This is a genomic window from Alsobacter sp. (assembly GCF_059501845.1).
Map to the genome: position 1 here is coordinate 33,563 of NZ_JCACDK010000018.1, position 14,638 is coordinate 48,200.

The following is a 14,638-nucleotide window of genomic DNA, read 5'->3' on the forward strand; positions in this document are numbered from 1 at the left end:
GCAGGGGAGGACCATGCGATGACAAGCCTCGTGGCCGGCGTCGACGGGTGCCCGGGCGGCTGGGCCTGCGTCACGCTCGACCCGGAGGGCGGGCCCGCTTCATTCGCCCTGCACCGGACCTTCCCCGATTTGGTCGGGTCGTTGCCGTCCGGCACCGTGATCGCCGTGGACATGCCGGTGGGCCTGCCGGATTTCGTCGGTCCCGGCGGGCGCGGGCCAGAGGCGGCGCTGCGGCCTCTGCTGGGCGCCCGGCAATCCTCGGTCTTCTCCGTTCCGTCGCGTCGCGCCGTCTATGCCATCGATTTCGGGGCCGCCTGCTCGGAAGCGCAGGCAACGTCGGACCCGCCGCGCAAGGTATCCAAACAGTGCTTCTTCCTGTTCCCGAAGATCAGGGAAATCGACGGCCTGCTGCGCGGCGACGCTTCCCTGGCGCGGCGGGTGCACGAATGTCACCCGGAAGGCGTGTTCATGGTGCTCAACGGCATGCGGCCTCTGGCCGAGCCGAAGAAGGTGAGATCGCAGCCCTGGGGCCCAGGCCTCGACGAACGCAGGGCACTCCTCCGTGCCGCGGGTTTCGGCGACGCCTTCCTCGCCGCCCGGCCGCCGCGAGGCTGCGGCCAGGACGACCTGCTGGACGCCAGCGCCTGCGCGGTGGCAGCACGGCGCATCGCCAATGGAGAGGCCTTCAGCTTCCCGCAAGCTCCCGGCCGCGACGCTTTCGGTCTTCCCATGGCCATTCGCGCCTGACTGCGAGCGCGTTAACCCTCCTGCGTAACGTTCCGTTGACCGTGAAGCGCGATCACACGCGCCTGGTAACCGGATGATGACCTCGCCACCCGCAATCGTCGGCATCCGGTTCATCCGGCATCAACCATGCGGACGCGCGATCCATGCTGCACGAGGCCTACGGCGCCTCACGCAACGGCCCATCCTTCCGGCTCGCCATCTCCCGCGGGCCGAAGCAGGCTGCCGTTCCGCTGCTGGCATTCGTCCTGATCGCCATCCTCGGCGGCTACCTCGCGATGCGGGGACCGGAGCAGGCGACCGCGCCCTCCGACGCTCCGGGCACGGAGGCGGCCTGGTACCCGGTCTCTGATGCCGACGCCCTCTTTGCGCTCGACACGACGATGTATCCCGAGGACGCGCTGTCGCGCGAGGACAGGGCCCACAAGGGCGGCGGGCGCATCGAGGTGCTGCGCTTCGGCAGGCCCGGCGACCAGCTCGGCTTTGCCCGCGTCTCCGCCTACCGGACGGGAACAGAGGCCCGCCCCGCGGGCACCTTCTATCTCGACCTCGCGCGCCAGGCGGGCGAGGAGGGCTTCGCCGTCGTCCGCAGCGCCGTGCCCGCGGCGGTGCCCAGCAAGTTCGGGCTGATCGAGACCTCCGACGTGGCCCTGCAGGGGGGCGGGCGCACCGCCTCCTGCACCGCTTGGCGCATGGTCGCCGCCGATGCGCCGCTGAGGGTCTTCGGCTGGCTTTGCGCCGGCGAGGACCGCGTCGTTGATCCCCTGGCGCTCTCCTGCTTCGTCGACCGCCTGGGCCTCGTCGGCGCCGACCCGGCGCTGGCGGATCTCTTCGCCACCGCCGACGCAAGCCGCGATCCGCAATGCCTGCCGCCGCAGCCGGAAACGCGGCCCCATGCCGCGCGCTGGCTCAACCCCGAGGAGAGCGCCGAGCCGCAGCCCCTCGTCCCGCCGGCGCCGCTCGTCGGAAAGCCTGTTGCGGAAAAGCCGGCCCACCGCCGCGTCGAGTCGACGGCCAGCGTCGGACGCAAGCCGCGCAGGCCGCCGCTCTACTGAGAAGCCTGGCGCTCAGCGCGCCAGCTTCTGCACCTCGCCCAGCACCGCATCGCCCATTTCGGACGTGCTCACGGCGTTCTGGCCGGCGGCGGCGATGTCCTTCGTGCGAAGCCCCTGCTCCAGGACGTTCGCGACGGCCTTCTCGACGAGGTCGGCGGCCTCTCCGAGCCCGAACGAGTAGCGCAGCGCCATGGCGAAGGAGCCGAACATGGCGATCGGGTTGGCCAGCGCCTTGCCGGCGATGTCGGGAGCCGAGCCGTGCACCGGCTCGTAGAGCGCCTTGCGCTTGCCGGTGGCGGGATCCTCCGCCCCGAGCGAGGCCGAGGGCAGCATGCCGAGCGAGCCGGTCAGCATCGCCGCCACGTCCGACAGCATGTCGCCGAACAGGTTGTCGGTGACGATGACGTCGAACTGCTTGGGCCAGCGCACCAGCTGCATGCCGAGCGCATCGGCGAGCTGGTGTTCGAGCTGCACGTCGGAATAGTCGCGCTTGTGCTGCGCCGTGACCACTTGGTTCCAGAGCACGCCGGACTTCATGACGTTGCGCTTTTCGGAGGAGGTCACCTTGTTGCGGCGCTTGCGCGCCAACTCGAAGGCCACCGCGGCGATGCGCTCGATCTCGTGGGTCGTGTAGACCTGCGTGTCGACGGCGCGCTTCTCGCCGTTCTCCAGCGTCACGATCTCCTTCGGCTCGCCGAAATAGACGCCGCCCGTGAGTTCGCGGACGATGACGATGTCGAGCCCCTCGATGATCTCGCGCTTCAGCGACGAGGCGTCGGCGAGGGCGGGATAGCAGATGGCCGGGCGCAGATTGGCGAACAGCCCGAGGTCCTTGCGGAGCCTGAGCAGTCCGGCTTCCGGGCGCACGTCATAGGGCACCGCGTCCCATTTCGGCCCGCCGACCGCGCCGAAGAGCACGGCGTCGGCCGACAGCGCCCGGCCCATGGCCGCATCCGTGATGGCCACGCCGTGAGCGTCGAAGGCCGAGCCGCCGACGAGGTCCGTCTCCGTCTCGAACTTCGCGACACCCTGCGAGTCCAGCCAGCGCACCAGCTTGGCCACCTCCCCCATCACCTCGGGACCGATGCCGTCGCCGGGAAGCAGGAGGATGTTGAAGGACGCCATGGCCAGACCCCGTCAGAAAAGGAACCGCGCGCGGTCTTTAGGCGGGGAACGCGGGGGTGGCAAGGCGTCCGCGCCAGTTCTCACCAGAGCGGCGGGAGGTTTGCGACGCGCACGGGACCGAGCATGGCCTTTCCGTTCTCCAGCCGCAGCTGGAGTGTGACGCCGCGCGCCGCCGCCCCGTCGCCATTTTCCTGCGCCGGGGCCTTGCCGCCGCCGAGCAATGCGCCGAGCAGCCCGCCCAGCGCCGCCGCGCGCGGCCCCAGGCCGAAGGAGGCGAGCACCTGGTCGAGACCCGTGATCGTGACGTCGAAACGCCCGGCGGGACGCCTGCCGTCATCGACATGGAGTGCCCCGGCGGCAGCAAGAGCCTGCCGGCCGCGCTCGAGCGACAGGGTGTCGAACTGCACCTGCCCGCCGGCCTGCCGCCAGGCCTCGAGATCCTGCACCCCGCCACCCCCGCGCAGGGTCTCGGCCTGCGTCACCGTGGCCACGAGGTCGACGTTCGCCTTGTCCTGCCCGCCCAGCACGGCGTCGAGACGAGGAGCTTCCAGCTCAGTGATGCGCGAGGCGATGTCCCATGCGGCCTCGGCCTCGCGGCCGGGCGAGGGGCGGAAGTGGAAATCGGCCATCGCGGCCTTGCCTTCGAACGGTTCGAAGCCTGGTACGGCGGCAGCCAGCCGCGGTCCGGTGAGAACGACAGAGATGCGCTCGACCGGTGGCCGGTCGACGACCAGGCGCAGGCTGGCCTGTGCGAGGGTCCAGTCCAGGTTGATCCGCCCGCCGGACGAGTCCTGCATCGCGAGTGGACCGGCCGCCTCCACGATCACGTGGTTGGGCGAATAGACCTGCGCGACAGCATGCACGCGCTTCAGGCCTCCCGTGACGTCGCGGCCCTCGGCGCGACCCGCGAAGGTGGGGTTCTCGCAGATCACTTCGATGCGGAACGGATAGCCGCCGACGCTGCGGTCCGGGCAGGTCCAGACACGGCCGCGCGCGGCCTCCGCCGCGAGCCAGGCGTCGACTTCGTGTCCGACGCGCCATGAAGCCCAGAGCCAGAAGACGGACAGGCCGGCAAAAGCCACACCGAGCGCAATTGCGGGCAGAAACAGCCGCATCGGCGAACGGCGGCGCGGAAGCCCCGCCTGCGGCGGCGTCTTTTCAGGCTCCCGGTATCTGCGAACCGCCATGCGTGTCTCCCGCTTCAGACGAGCCCGTGGTAGCTGCTGGGCGTTGCGCCGCCAAGCGCCGGCTCGGGCCTGGGGAGGTCAGCGGTGCGGCGGCGCTCCGGACCGGATGGGGACATGACGGCGGAAACAGGCGATTTGTGGGTCTTCGGCTACGGCTCGCTGATGTGGCGGCCGGGGTTCGACTTCGTCGAGCGCATCCCGGCCACCCTGCACGGCCACCATCGGGCGCTCTGCGTCTATTCGCACGTGCACCGGGGCACGCCGGAGCGGCCGGGCCTCGTGCTGGGTCTCGACCGGGGCGGCGCCTGCCGCGGCGTCGCCTTCCGGGTCGCAGCGGACCGGCGCGAGGCGTCGCTCGCCTATCTGCGCAGCCGCGAACAGGTGACCAGCGTCTATGTGGAGAGCCGCGTCGCGGTGCGGCTGGCCGATTCCCGGCGCGTCGAAGCCGTGACCTACACGGCCGACCGCACGCACGGACAATACGCCGCCAAGCTCGCCCGTCCCGATCTCCTGCGGCTGGTGCGCCAGGGCATGGGACAGTCCGGGCCGAACGACGAGTATGTGCGCCACACGCACGCCCACCTCGTCGAACTCGGGGTCAGGGACGGGACCCTGTCGTGGCTCGTGGCGGCGCTCGACGCAGAGGCCCTGGCCGTCTGAGATCCTAGCCGCGGCCTCGCGGTGAAGGCCGGGCGGGAGTTGCCAGCGCCTCACCCAGATCAGCCGCGACGGCGGCACGCGCCTGCGCATCGGGCGCCATCAGGTGGAAATGAAGTTCGTCGGCGCCGGCGGCTAGCACCGCCGCGGGCGCGCCACCGGGCTCCACTGCCCCGACAGCCAGGATGACCCGAAGCGACCCGACCCGGCGCACGGCGATCACCACGGCCTCGGAATAGTCGGGCGCAGCGCCTGCCGGATAGACAGACACGACGTAGCGCCGCCCCGAGCGTCCGCGCCAGGCATGGAAACGGCCCTCGAGACCCGCAGGCGCAACGGCGCCGAGGGGCTCCGAACGGGGGATCCCGCCCTCGATCTCACGATGGTCGGCCACAGCCTGCACCCGCCGTCTCCCCTGTTCCGAAGGGAACAAAATAGGAACGAAAAGGGCGAGCTGTCAAGCCCGAAGTGGTCAGGCGTTGGCCCGGCGTGGTGCGGGCGCGGGCTCGCCGAGATCCGCAAGACCCTCCCGGAGCAGCCGGTCGGAGGCTTCTTCAATGCCGCCCTGGAGACGCTGGAAGAACTCCTGCCGCGGCAGGCCCGGCGGGAGGGGCTCGAGGCATTCGACCAGTACCGTGCCCTGACGGAGGCGCAGGCTCCGGCGCGGCCAGTAGAGGCCGGAGTTCAGCGCCACCGGCAGGCAGGGGACGCCGAGCTTCTCGTAGACGTGCGAGACGCCCTGCTTGTAGGCGGGCTCCGCGCCGGCTGGCCGGCGCGTTCCCTCCGGAAAAAACACGAGCTGCCTCCCCGCGCCGCGGCGCACCTCCTCGCGGGCCCGCATGTTCAGCTCGATCAGCACGCGCGCACCGCCCCGCCTGTCGACCGGCAGCTGGCGCGTGGCGAGGGCATACCAGCCGAACACCGGGATGAAGGTCAGCTCGCGCTTCAGGATGAAGCAGGGGTCGTCGAAGAGGCCGAGGAGCGCGAAGGTCTCCCACAGCGACTGGTGCTTGGAAGCAACCAGCAGCGGGCCCGGCGGAATGCGCTCGCGGTGGCGGACCTCCATGCGGATCCCGCCGACGACCCGGCACAGCCAGACGAAGTAGCGGCCCCACAATTTCACAAACCCGATCGCCCAGCGCCGCGAGACGAGCGTCGGCAGGCCCAGGATCATCGCCACGACGATGCTGACATAGAGTGCCGCATTGAGCAGGATCGAGCGCAGCAAGGGCATGGGTACTCCGGTCGGCGGATGCGGCGGCGCCCTTGTTGCGCGGGCTCAGCTCTTGCGCAAGACCGCCGCCGCCGGCCGGTCATCCCTGGCCGTGGACGACGCCCGCGCCACGGCGGACGTCGTACCTTCCGGGTCGAGCCGGATGCGTGCGACGGCCACGACGTACTTGACGTACTCCGTGGCGAGCAGCCGGGCTGTCGACGGCTCGTGCCACCAGGAATCGACGTCGAAATGCTCCGGCACGACCGCGTGGGCGACGAGGCGGACGCCGGGCAGGACGTGTTCCAGCTCGGCCAGCGTGCGGGGCATGTGGTAGGTCGACGTCACGATGAGGAGCGAGCGGAAATTGTGCTGCTCGGCCCAGCGGCGGGTCTGCTCGGCATTGCCGATCGTGTTCAGCGCCTCGTAGTCCAAATCAACGCAGCAGCCGAACACGTCGCGCAGGTCGGGGCGCTGCCTGGCGATCTCCTCGCGCGTCGTCTTCTCGTTGACGCCGGTGATCAGCAGGCGCTTGCCGTAGCCGCGGGAGAGCAGCTCGATGGCGTCGGGGATGCGTTCCGCCCCTCCCGTCAGGGCCACGATGCCGTCCGCCGTACGGCGCGCATCGCTCTCGCTGCGCTCCAATGCCGACACAAAGAGGAGGAAACCGCCGCCGAGCACCAGGATCGCGAGCGCGGCGCAGGTCAGGAGCAGGTTTCTGATCAGCCTCAGCATCGGCCGCACTGTCCAGTCGGAACGGTTGGCTGGCACGGGACTTTAGTTCCAGCCGCCGAGTCGCGCCACAACCACTGGTTATCTCTCAGGTTGTAGCGGTGGACGAACGGCACGACCGCTCCCGGCCTCATGCGAGCTCCCGGAGCGTCCGGCGCACCGTGATGCGGGACACGATGGCGGTCACCACCGCTACCAGGATGGCGATCAGGAAGATGGCGATCAGGCCGCGCAGCCCGATCCTCACCGTGCCGAAGAGGGCCTCGACCTGGGCTCCCTCCGCCGTCGCGACCCAGCTGCTGGCGAGCCACCCCGCGAGCAGGAAGAAGACGAAGGCCGCCGACCCGCCGATCAGCCCGCCGCGCAGGCCGAGTCGCAGGAAGTGCCGCTGGAACTGGCCGGCGATGTAGCTGTCCGTGGCTCCGACGAAATGCAGGACCTCCACGATCTCCCGGTTTCCCGCCATGGCGCCGCGCGTGGCGAAGGCGACCGCCAGCGCGGTGGCGGCGAGGACGAGCCCGACGATCGCCACGCCCAGCACCACCAGCGTACTGGCCATGGCGGAGAGGCGCTCCACCCAGATCCTGTGATCGTCGAGCGTCGCTCCCTTCACCGTGTCGGTGAGCGAGGTTCGCAGCGCGGCGAGGTCCGGCGCCTTGGCGCCGTCGATCTCGAGCACCACGATGCGGGGCACCGGCAACTCGTCGAAGTTGAGGCCGACGCCGAGCCAGGGCTCCAGCAGCCGCTCGGATTCCGTTCGCGTGTAGACGCGCACCGAGGCGATGCCTGGCGTCGAGCGCGCCAGGGCCGCCGCCTTCTCCACTTCGGCCTCGACGTCGCGCCCGGGCGCGGGGCGCACCTGGATCGTCGCCTCGCGTGCCACCGAGCTTGTCCATCCGTAGGACGCCTCGGCCAGGAGCTGCGCCGCGCCGGCCGTGATGGCGGCGAGAAAAGTCATGATCGCGATGACGGTGACCAGGGCCCGGCCGGCAATGGATTCAGCCGGGACAAGGGGATGGTTGCGCCGCAGCGCCCGGACCGGCTCGGCCGAGTCACCCTCCGCCACCGGGCCGGTGTCCGCGTCCTGTGCGTCGGTGAGCTCCCCCGCATCGGCCATCGCGTTACTCGTAGATGTGCAGGCGGCCGTCGCCGAGCACGAGCCGGCGGGCCTGGTCGAACTGGTCCATCAGGCCGAGATCGTGGGTGGCGACGACGATGGCGGTCCCGGTCTTGTTGAGCTCCACGAACAGCCGCAGAAGGCGGCGCGCGAGCGGCGGGTCGACATTGCCGGTCGGCTCGTCGGCCAGCAGCAGGTCGGGCTGCACGATGAGCGCCCGGGCGATGGCGGCGCGCTGCTTCTCGCCGCCCGAGAGCACGGGAGGCAGCACGTGCATGCGATCGCCGAGGCCGACCCAGCGCAGCAGCTCGACCACCTCGGAGCGATAGGTCGCCTCCTCGCGGCCCTGCACGCGCAGCGGCAGCGCGACGTTCTCGTAGGTGGTGAGGTGCTCGAGCAGGCGGAAATCCTGGAAGACCACGCCCATGCGGCGGCGCAGTCCCGTCAGCGTATCCTTGTCGAGATGGGCGACATCGTGTCCGAACAGGTCGATCAGCCCGCGGGTCGGTTTCAACGATAGCAGGATCAGGCGCAGCAGGGTCGTCTTGCCCGCCCCGGAGGGACCGGTCAGGAACTGGAACGAGCGCGGCTCGATGCTGAAGCTGATGTCGCGAAGCACCTCGGGACCCATCCCGTAGCGCAAGCCGACGTTCTCGAAACGGACCACGCCTGCGTCCCACCCCTCTCCCGCGCGGCTGGGCGCGGGACTTCACCGTTCATTAACCGTAAAGGCCGCCAATGAAGCTCACGCGGCGTGCGCCGCGCGGTCGAGCCTGCCTGATTCGCCATGCTGATCGTCTGCCCGAACTGCGCAAGCACTTATTCGCTGACGGCGGAACAGCTCGGCCGTGGCCGTACGTTGCGTTGTGCTCAATGCCGCCACACCTGGTTCGCCGAGCCCTCCTCGGCAAGCCCCGAACCGGCTGCCGAGGCGCCGGGGGAGCCGCTGCCGATCGAGCCTGAGGCGACTCCCGCGCCCTCGATATCTGCGAAACGGAAGGGCACCCCCGCCATGAAGAAGAGCGGGCGCATGCCACGCATGCCTGCTTTCTCGGCCGGCAAGGCGCTTCGCCCCCTGATGCGACCCGCCAACCTCGTCGCCGTCCTGCTGGCCGCTGTCCTCGTGGTCGGGGTCACCGAGCGCCGCAAGGTGGTCCGCATCCTGCCGCAGACGGCAAGGCTCTATGCCGCGATCGGCCTGCCCGTTAACCTGAGGGGCGTCGCCTTCGCCGACGTCCGCTCCGGCCTCGTCACCGTCGACAAGGACCAGACGGCGCTCGTCGTCGAGGGCGAGATCCGCAACGTCACCCGTGCCCCGGTGCAGGTCGCCGGCCTCTCGCTCGACCTCAGGGGCAAGGAGGGGCAGACGCTCTACTCCTGGACCGCGGAGCCACCAAAGCCCGTGCTGGAGCCGGGCGAGGCTGTGCCCTTCCGGTCGCGGCTGGTGTCGCCGCCGGCCGACGGCCACGACATCGTGGTCCGCTTTGCCGGCGACCCCATTGTGGCCGAGGCGCATTAGGTCGTGTAACGATCCCGCCATTGACCGGCCTCCGGTGGGGCAGGCACTACGGATGAGCTGATGTCAAACGATTGGCGGGTGAAGGAGCTTTTCGACGAGGCAACGATCGCGCGGCGGATCGACGAGCTCGCGCAGGAGATCCAGGCGCGCGGCCTCGACGACCTCCTGGCCGTGGCGATCCTGAAGGGCAGCTTCATGTTCGCGGCCGACCTCATCCGTGCCCTGCACCGGGCCGGCATGGCGCCGCAGGTCGAGTTCATGCACCTGTCGAGCTACAGGGCGGCAACCGTCTCGTCCGGGCAGGTTGCCATCCTCCGCGACGTCGAGAGCTCCGTGGCCGGCCGCAACGTGCTGCTGGTCGACGACATCCTGGAGTCCGGACGCACACTTGCCTTCGCCAAGGACCTGCTCGCCGCCCGCGGCGCCAAGGTCCTCACCTGCTGCCTTCTCGAAAAGCCGGGCAAGCGGGCGGTGGGCATCGACCCGGATTTCGTCGGCTTCACCTGCCCGGACGTGTTCGTCGTCGGCTACGGCATGGACGTCGCGCATTCCTTCCGGCAGTTGCCTTTCATCGGGGTGGTCGAACAGAAGGGCGCCGCTGCGGATTGAGGCTGCGTGCCGCACCCTGACGTTCCCAGCGGCGGCGGAGCGGCGGGCTCGGGAGACAGGGAACACGCCATGGGACACATCCTGATCGCCGACGACGAGGAGCCGCTGCGCGGCTTCGTGGCCCGCGCTCTTCAGCTCGACGGCCACACCGTCGATGCCGCCTGCGACGGGGGCGAGGCGCTGGACCTGCTGAGCGCGCCAGGCGCTGGCTACGATCTGCTGCTGACGGATATCCGCATGCCCATCATGGACGGCATCGCGCTGGCGCTCGCGGCCGCCAAGCTCCATCCCGCCATGCCGATCCTGCTGATGACAGGCTATGCAGACCAGCGCGAACGGGCGCGTGATCTCGACGCCCTCATCAAGGACGTGCTGACCAAGCCGTTCTCGCTGTCCGACCTTCGCCAGGCCGTCCGGCAGGTGCTCGAACCCGTCAGCGGTTGAGCCACCAGATCGCGACGTTGAGGATCGTGGCGAAGCTCACCCAGGCCGCATAGGGCCAGAGCAGAACCGAAGCGAGCCGGTCCAGCGGGCGGAACCGCGCAATCGTCACGAAAATGGCGGCGAGAAACGGCACGATCACGACAAGGCCGAGCAGGGGGCTCATCAGGCCAAAGAAGGCGATCGACCAGAGCGGGTTCAGGACGAGCTGGACCCAGTAGGCCGCGAGCGCGCCGGACCGGCCGGGCATTCCCGGCGGCTTCTGCAGGATGCGGAACACCGCCCAGGCCATCATCGCGAAGAGAAGTGTCCAGACCGGTCCGAACAGCCAGTTCGGCGGGTTGAAGGACGGCTTCACCAGCCCGGCATACCAGGTCGGAATGTGGGGCAGCGTGACGAAGTTGCCGATCATCGAGGCAACGACGACGGTGGCGACGGCCAGACCGGCATTGCGCAGCCAGGGGCCCCGGCCGGACCTGGTCTCGCGGGCGGTGGAGAGGGTCATCGAAGGCTCCAGCTCGTTCGGGGGAAGGTGGGCGGCCCTGCCGGCGGGGCAAGGCTGCTGCGACATCTGCGCCTCGACATCCAGCCGCCGGACTTCCATAGCATGCGGCCGAGACCGCAGGAGAACCGAGATGACCGGACGCCAGCCACCCCGCCGATTTTCGAGGCGCAGCCTCGGCGTCCAGGCGATGGGAAGCGTCGACGCGGAAACGCGCGGCGTGGTCAGGCCGATCCATGTCGCCACCACCTTCGTCCGCGACCCCGACAACCGCTACACGTCCGGCTTCGTGTACGGGCGGCCCGACAACGCCACCATCCGCGAGGCGGAGGAGATCCTGGCGATGTGGGAGGGCGCTGCTTCGGCGATGCTGTTTTCGTCGGGAATGGCGGCGGCGACATCCGTCTTCATGAGCCTGCCCGCCGGATCCCACGTCGTGGCGCCGACCGTCATGTACTGGGCGCTCCGCAACTGGCTTGCCGGCGACGCCAGGGGCTGGGGCATCGAGGCGGAGTTCGTCGACACGAGCGACATCGACGCTGTCCGCCGCGCGATACGGCCCGGCGTCACCCGGCTCGTCTGGCTGGAGACCCCGTCAAATCCGCTCTGGAGCGTGTCCGACATCGCGGCGGTCGCGTCGCTCGCGCATGCCGCAGGGGCCCGGCTGGCGGTCGACTCGACGGTGGCGACCCCCGTCTTCACCCGGCCTCTGGAACTCGGCGCCGACATCGTGATGCATGCCGCGACGAAGGCGCTGAACGGCCATTCGGATGTCGTTGCCGGCGCACTCGCCACCGCGAAGGCGGACGCGGAGTGGGAGCGCATCGCTTCCCTGCGCAAGAATTTCGGCGCCATCCTCGGCCCGTTCGAAGCCTTCCTGCTGATGCGCGGCATGCGCACGCTGGATCTGCGCGTTCGCGCGGCTTCCTCGGCCGCGCTGGCCCTGGCGCAGAAGCTGTCGGCCCACCCCCACGTCTCCGGCGTGCTCTATCCCGGCCTGCCTTCCCATCCCGGGCACGACATCGCGGCAAGGCAGATGCAGGGCGGCTTCGGCTCCATGCTGTCGATCCGCGTCAAGGGCGGCGAGGCGACGGCGGTCGCCACGGCCGCGGGCGTCGAGCTCTGGAAGCGCGCCACGTCGCTCGGCGGCGTCGAGAGCCTGATCGAGCACCGTGCCTCCATCGAGGGCCCTTCGTCCCCGTGTCCACCCGATCTGCTTCGCCTGTCGACTGGCATCGAGGATCCCGACGACCTCCACGCAGACCTCGACCAGGCGCTGCGGCGCGCGGCGGGGTGATCGGGCCGAGGAACATCGTTCCCGAACGGGAGACGGAACGCCAGAGGGGACCGTCTGGCGTTCCGCAGTTGCTCGAAGTGGGCCGATCCGGGAACCGGCATTCCCGGACCTCATTCAAGCAACTGAGGTTCGCCATGGGCTGCCGACGCGACAGCCCGGTGGCGCCCCTCGCCCCGCACACCTGCAGAACGCGCCTGCTACAGAACGCGCCGGTTACAGTGGCAATCCGCAGGATACGGAACCCGGTATCGGGGATCTGATTGCTTGTCGGGTCGTCTCGTCGCTTCCGGAACAGGGAAGCGTCTCCTGACCTCATGCTGGATATTCCAGCGTTGGTTGATAGCGACACCACGGCCTGAGGGAGATCAGGGCGGGACTATTAGGGGCCTTCAATGATGCTTTCGCGTGCTCGATCACTCGGCTAATCAATAATGATAAGCTCACACGCAACATAAATGGTGTCAACGGCCTGATTGAATTCATTCGGCCGGAAATCGAAGACTCACTTCCAGGGTCCGGTACTGGACCAATCACGTATTCACCTCACGAAGGTGGTCGTTCGCTCAGGGCGTTCTGCCCGGTGACGCCGGCCGGGAGCTCCCCCGGCACTCAGTTCCCGCCGTCCAGGAGCCGACGGGCAATCACCTGGGCCTGGATCTCGGCGGCACCTTCGAAAATGTTCAGGATGCGGGCGTCGCACAGCACGCGCGAGATCTCGTATTCGAGGGCGAAGCCGTTCCCGCCGTGGATCTGCAAGGCGTTGTCGGCCGCCCCCCAAGCCACCCGCGCGCCGTAGAGCTTCGCCATCCCCGCCTCCAGGTCGCAGCGCTTGCCTTCGTCCTTGGCGCGGCCGGCGAAGTAGGTGAGCTGGCGGGCGATGTTGACCTCGACCGCCATCATCGCGAGCTTGTCGGCGACGCGGGGAAAGGCGATCAGCGGCTTGCCGAACTGGTTGCGCTCCTGCGCGTAGCGCAAGCCGAGGTCGAAGGCAGACTGGGCCACGCCGACGGCCCGGGCCGCCGTCTGAATGCGGGCGGACTCGAAGGTCTGCATCAGCTGCTTGAAGCCCTGCCCTTCCACCCCGCCGAGCAGATTGGCGGCCGGCACCTCGAAGCCGTCAAAGGCGAGCTCGTACTCCTTCATGCCCCGGTACCCGAGCACCTCGATCTCGCCGCCGGTGAGCCCCTTCACGGGGAACGGGGCCTCGTTAGTGCCGCGCGGTTTCTCGCCCAGCAGGATCGACAGGCCGCGATAGCCGGGCTCGTCGGGGTTGGTGCGCACCAGCATCGTCATCACGTCGGCCCGCACGGGATGCGTGATCCAGGTCTTGTTGCCGGTGACCTTGTAGGCATCGCCGTCGCGCACCGCGCGGGTGCGCAGCGAGGCGAGGTCGGAGCCGGTATTCGGCTCCGTGAACACCGCCGTCGGCAGCACTTCCCCCGACGCGATCCGCGGCAGCCAGTGAGCCTTCTGCTCCTCCGTGCCGCCGCACAGGATGAGCTCGGCCGCGATCTCCGAGCGGGTGCCGAGCGAGCCGACGCCGATATAGGCGCGCGACAGCTCCTCCGAGACCACGCACATCGCCACCTTGCCGAGGCCGAGACCGCCGAACTCCTCCGGCAGCGTCAGGCCGAAGACGCCGAGCTCGGCCAGCTTGTCGATAACCTCGAGCGGAATGTAGTCGTTGCGCAGGTGCCAGCCATGGGCGTGAGGCCGCACCTCGGCATCGCAGAACCGCGCCATCTCGGCGCGAACTGCCTCCAGCGTCTCGTCCAGCCCGGCGTCGCCTGTCGTGACGGCGCCCTGCGCCTCCCGGATCAGCTCGACGAGCCGGGCCCGGTGAGCGGCGGTGTTGCCCTCCACGGCAAGCGTTCCCAGGACGCCGCTGGTCCTCGCCGCGATTTGCTGGCCCGTAAGTCCGAGCGCGGGAAGGCGCAGGATCTCGCTCTGGCTCATCGGTATGCCGCCGAGGATCTGCGCGGCAATCTCGCCGAGCCCGATGGCGACCAGCATCTCCTCGGTCGCGCCGTAGCGGCCTTCGGCCTCCAGCCTGCGCCCGTAGGCGGCGAGCTGCCGCAGGCATTCCACGCTTGTCGCGAGCCAGGCAAGGCCGTGCGCGGCGTGCTGCTCCGCCTCGATCGCAGCCGACGAGAGCTTTCCGTCCACCGTCACCCGGCGCCTCACGGCCGCGGTGGCATCTGTCAAAATCCCCGACGCGGCGTCGGCCGCGGCTTCTCCGAGCGAGATCCAGTCGGTGTCGTGCTGCGCAAGCGCGGTCGCGGCGTCGGCCATGGTCAGTCTCCCGAGGGTTCCGGCGCGGCCCGGAGATGGTGCTGCATTGCAACATGTCGCGCATGGCACATCGAGGCAATGCCCCGAAAGACGGACGGACGCGCTTGCGTTCGGCTACAGCTGCGCAGAGATGTAGCGGCGGGATTCG

Annotated in this window: 17 protein-coding genes and 1 pseudogene; 8 read left to right on the forward strand and 10 right to left on the reverse strand. The window is 69.5% G+C overall.

The window, feature by feature from the left end; genetic code table 11:
- Positions 1 to 18 precede the first annotated feature (18 nt).
- Together AC5JCN_RS15040 and AC5JCN_RS15045 are read left to right on the forward strand one after the other, a co-directional pair.
- Entirely contained in the window at positions 19 to 747 is a 729-nt protein-coding gene (locus AC5JCN_RS15040) for a DUF429 domain-containing protein (RefSeq protein WP_495755894.1), read from the forward strand.
- Between the two features lie 143 nt (positions 748 to 890).
- Entirely contained in the window at positions 891 to 1,799 is a 909-nt protein-coding gene (locus tag AC5JCN_RS15045) for a hypothetical protein (RefSeq protein ID WP_495755895.1), read from the forward strand.
- A gap of 12 nt (positions 1,800 to 1,811) precedes the next feature.
- Here the strand turns inward: AC5JCN_RS15045 and leuB are convergent, their stop codons facing one another.
- Positions 1,812 to 2,924, reverse strand: coding sequence for a 3-isopropylmalate dehydrogenase (gene leuB, locus AC5JCN_RS15050; RefSeq protein WP_495755896.1), 1,113 nt, complete (start codon positions 2,922 to 2,924; stop codon positions 1,812 to 1,814).
- A gap of 80 nt (positions 2,925 to 3,004) precedes the next feature.
- Positions 3,005 to 4,111 (reverse strand): DUF2125 domain-containing protein, encoded by a 1,107-nt coding sequence (locus tag AC5JCN_RS15055; RefSeq protein WP_495755897.1) that lies wholly within the window; start codon positions 4,109 to 4,111, stop codon positions 3,005 to 3,007.
- Positions 4,112 to 4,225: 114 nt separating this feature from the next.
- On the opposite strand from AC5JCN_RS15055, the gene AC5JCN_RS15060 reads away from it, so the two are divergent.
- Positions 4,226 to 4,771 carry a gamma-glutamylcyclotransferase gene (locus AC5JCN_RS15060; RefSeq protein WP_495755898.1) on the forward strand — a complete coding sequence of 182 codons (546 nt, stop codon included), beginning with the start codon at positions 4,226 to 4,228 and terminating at the stop codon, positions 4,769 to 4,771.
- 4 nt (positions 4,772 to 4,775) lie between these two features.
- On the opposite strand, the gene AC5JCN_RS15065 is transcribed toward AC5JCN_RS15060, so the two are convergent.
- The 5 genes from AC5JCN_RS15065 to ftsE form a co-directional block, all read right to left on the reverse strand.
- Positions 4,776 to 5,171: a hypothetical protein gene (locus AC5JCN_RS15065; RefSeq protein ID WP_495755899.1), complete on the reverse strand. Its 396-nt coding sequence runs from the start codon at positions 5,169 to 5,171 to the stop codon at positions 4,776 to 4,778.
- 69 nt (positions 5,172 to 5,240) lie between these two features.
- Complete coding sequence (locus AC5JCN_RS15070) at positions 5,241 to 6,002, reverse strand: lysophospholipid acyltransferase family protein (protein ID WP_495755900.1); 762 nt, start codon at positions 6,000 to 6,002, stop codon at positions 5,241 to 5,243.
- 45 nt (positions 6,003 to 6,047) lie between these two features.
- Positions 6,048 to 6,716: a YdcF family protein gene (locus AC5JCN_RS15075; RefSeq protein WP_495755901.1), complete on the reverse strand. Its 669-nt coding sequence runs from the start codon at positions 6,714 to 6,716 to the stop codon at positions 6,048 to 6,050.
- A gap of 127 nt (positions 6,717 to 6,843) precedes the next feature.
- Positions 6,844 to 7,830 (reverse strand): cell division protein FtsX, encoded by a 987-nt coding sequence (locus AC5JCN_RS15080; RefSeq protein WP_495755902.1) that lies wholly within the window; start codon positions 7,828 to 7,830, stop codon positions 6,844 to 6,846.
- A gap of 4 nt (positions 7,831 to 7,834) precedes the next feature.
- Positions 7,835 to 8,497 carry a cell division ATP-binding protein FtsE gene (gene ftsE, locus AC5JCN_RS15085; RefSeq protein WP_495755903.1) on the reverse strand — a complete coding sequence of 221 codons (663 nt, stop codon included), beginning with the start codon at positions 8,495 to 8,497 and terminating at the stop codon, positions 7,835 to 7,837.
- A gap of 120 nt (positions 8,498 to 8,617) precedes the next feature.
- Here ftsE and AC5JCN_RS15090 point away from each other — a divergent pair.
- A pseudogene (locus tag AC5JCN_RS15090) lies at positions 8,618 to 8,674 on the forward strand (MJ0042-type zinc finger domain-containing protein); the annotation flags it as partial.
- Positions 8,675 to 8,700: 26 nt separating this feature from the next.
- On the opposite strand, the gene AC5JCN_RS15095 reads toward AC5JCN_RS15090, so the two are convergent.
- Complete coding sequence (locus AC5JCN_RS15095) at positions 8,701 to 8,871, reverse strand: hypothetical protein (protein ID WP_495757712.1); 171 nt, start codon at positions 8,869 to 8,871, stop codon at positions 8,701 to 8,703.
- Here AC5JCN_RS15095 and AC5JCN_RS15100 point away from each other — a divergent pair.
- The 3 genes from AC5JCN_RS15100 to AC5JCN_RS15110 all read left to right on the forward strand — a co-directional run bounded on the left by AC5JCN_RS15100 (position 8,861) and on the right by AC5JCN_RS15110 (position 10,402).
- Positions 8,861 to 9,349 carry a hypothetical protein gene (locus AC5JCN_RS15100; RefSeq protein ID WP_495757713.1) on the forward strand — a complete coding sequence of 163 codons (489 nt, stop codon included), beginning with the start codon at positions 8,861 to 8,863 and terminating at the stop codon, positions 9,347 to 9,349. The two genes, AC5JCN_RS15095 and AC5JCN_RS15100, sit on opposite strands and share 11 nt — an antisense overlap.
- A 60-nt stretch (positions 9,350 to 9,409) precedes the next feature.
- Complete coding sequence (gene hpt, locus AC5JCN_RS15105) at positions 9,410 to 9,958, forward strand: hypoxanthine phosphoribosyltransferase (protein ID WP_495755904.1); 549 nt, start codon at positions 9,410 to 9,412, stop codon at positions 9,956 to 9,958.
- 69 nt (positions 9,959 to 10,027) lie between these two features.
- Positions 10,028 to 10,402 (forward strand): response regulator, encoded by a 375-nt coding sequence (locus AC5JCN_RS15110; protein ID WP_495755905.1) that lies wholly within the window; start codon positions 10,028 to 10,030, stop codon positions 10,400 to 10,402.
- On the opposite strand, the gene AC5JCN_RS15115 is transcribed toward AC5JCN_RS15110, so the two are convergent.
- Entirely contained in the window at positions 10,392 to 10,904 is a 513-nt protein-coding gene (locus AC5JCN_RS15115) for a TspO/MBR family protein (protein WP_495755906.1), read from the reverse strand. The two genes, AC5JCN_RS15110 and AC5JCN_RS15115, sit on opposite strands and share 11 nt — an antisense overlap.
- A gap of 130 nt (positions 10,905 to 11,034) precedes the next feature.
- Between AC5JCN_RS15115 and AC5JCN_RS15120 the strand changes: the two genes are divergently transcribed.
- Positions 11,035 to 12,198 (forward strand): trans-sulfuration enzyme family protein, encoded by a 1,164-nt coding sequence (locus AC5JCN_RS15120; RefSeq protein WP_495755907.1) that lies wholly within the window; start codon positions 11,035 to 11,037, stop codon positions 12,196 to 12,198.
- 609 nt (positions 12,199 to 12,807) lie between these two features.
- Here the strand turns inward: AC5JCN_RS15120 and AC5JCN_RS15125 are convergent.
- Entirely contained in the window at positions 12,808 to 14,490 is a 1,683-nt protein-coding gene (locus tag AC5JCN_RS15125) for an acyl-CoA dehydrogenase family protein (protein ID WP_495755908.1), read from the reverse strand.
- Between the last annotated feature and the right edge of the window lie 148 nt (positions 14,491 to 14,638).

What these genes read in the sequence shown, in the direction of transcription:
- AC5JCN_RS15040 (WP_495755894.1), top strand. Translation starts at nt 19, where the DNA reads ATGACAAGCCTCGTGGCCGGCGTCGACGGGTGCCCGGGCGGCTGGGCC.
- AC5JCN_RS15045 (WP_495755895.1), top strand. Translation starts at nt 891, where the DNA reads ATGCTGCACGAGGCCTACGGCGCCTCACGCAACGGCCCATCCTTCCGG.
- leuB (WP_495755896.1), bottom strand. Translation starts at nt 2,924, where the DNA reads ATGGCGTCCTTCAACATCCTCCTGCTTCCCGGCGACGGCATCGGTCCC.
- AC5JCN_RS15055 (WP_495755897.1), bottom strand. Translation starts at nt 4,111, where the DNA reads ATGGCGGTTCGCAGATACCGGGAGCCTGAAAAGACGCCGCCGCAGGCG.
- AC5JCN_RS15060 (WP_495755898.1), top strand. Translation starts at nt 4,226, where the DNA reads ATGACGGCGGAAACAGGCGATTTGTGGGTCTTCGGCTACGGCTCGCTG.
- AC5JCN_RS15070 (WP_495755900.1), bottom strand. Translation starts at nt 6,002, where the DNA reads ATGCCCTTGCTGCGCTCGATCCTGCTCAATGCGGCACTCTATGTCAGC.
- AC5JCN_RS15075 (WP_495755901.1), bottom strand. Translation starts at nt 6,716, where the DNA reads ATGCTGAGGCTGATCAGAAACCTGCTCCTGACCTGCGCCGCGCTCGCG.
- AC5JCN_RS15080 (WP_495755902.1), bottom strand. Translation starts at nt 7,830, where the DNA reads ATGGCCGATGCGGGGGAGCTCACCGACGCACAGGACGCGGACACCGGC.
- AC5JCN_RS15100 (WP_495757713.1), top strand. Translation starts at nt 8,861, where the DNA reads ATGCCACGCATGCCTGCTTTCTCGGCCGGCAAGGCGCTTCGCCCCCTG.
- AC5JCN_RS15095 (WP_495757712.1), bottom strand. Translation starts at nt 8,871, where the DNA reads ATGCGTGGCATGCGCCCGCTCTTCTTCATGGCGGGGGTGCCCTTCCGT.
- hpt (WP_495755904.1), top strand. Translation starts at nt 9,410, where the DNA reads ATGTCAAACGATTGGCGGGTGAAGGAGCTTTTCGACGAGGCAACGATC.
- AC5JCN_RS15110 (WP_495755905.1), top strand. Translation starts at nt 10,028, where the DNA reads ATGGGACACATCCTGATCGCCGACGACGAGGAGCCGCTGCGCGGCTTC.
- AC5JCN_RS15115 (WP_495755906.1), bottom strand. Translation starts at nt 10,904, where the DNA reads ATGACCCTCTCCACCGCCCGCGAGACCAGGTCCGGCCGGGGCCCCTGG.
- AC5JCN_RS15120 (WP_495755907.1), top strand. Translation starts at nt 11,035, where the DNA reads ATGACCGGACGCCAGCCACCCCGCCGATTTTCGAGGCGCAGCCTCGGC.
- AC5JCN_RS15125 (WP_495755908.1), bottom strand. Translation starts at nt 14,490, where the DNA reads ATGGCCGACGCCGCGACCGCGCTTGCGCAGCACGACACCGACTGGATC.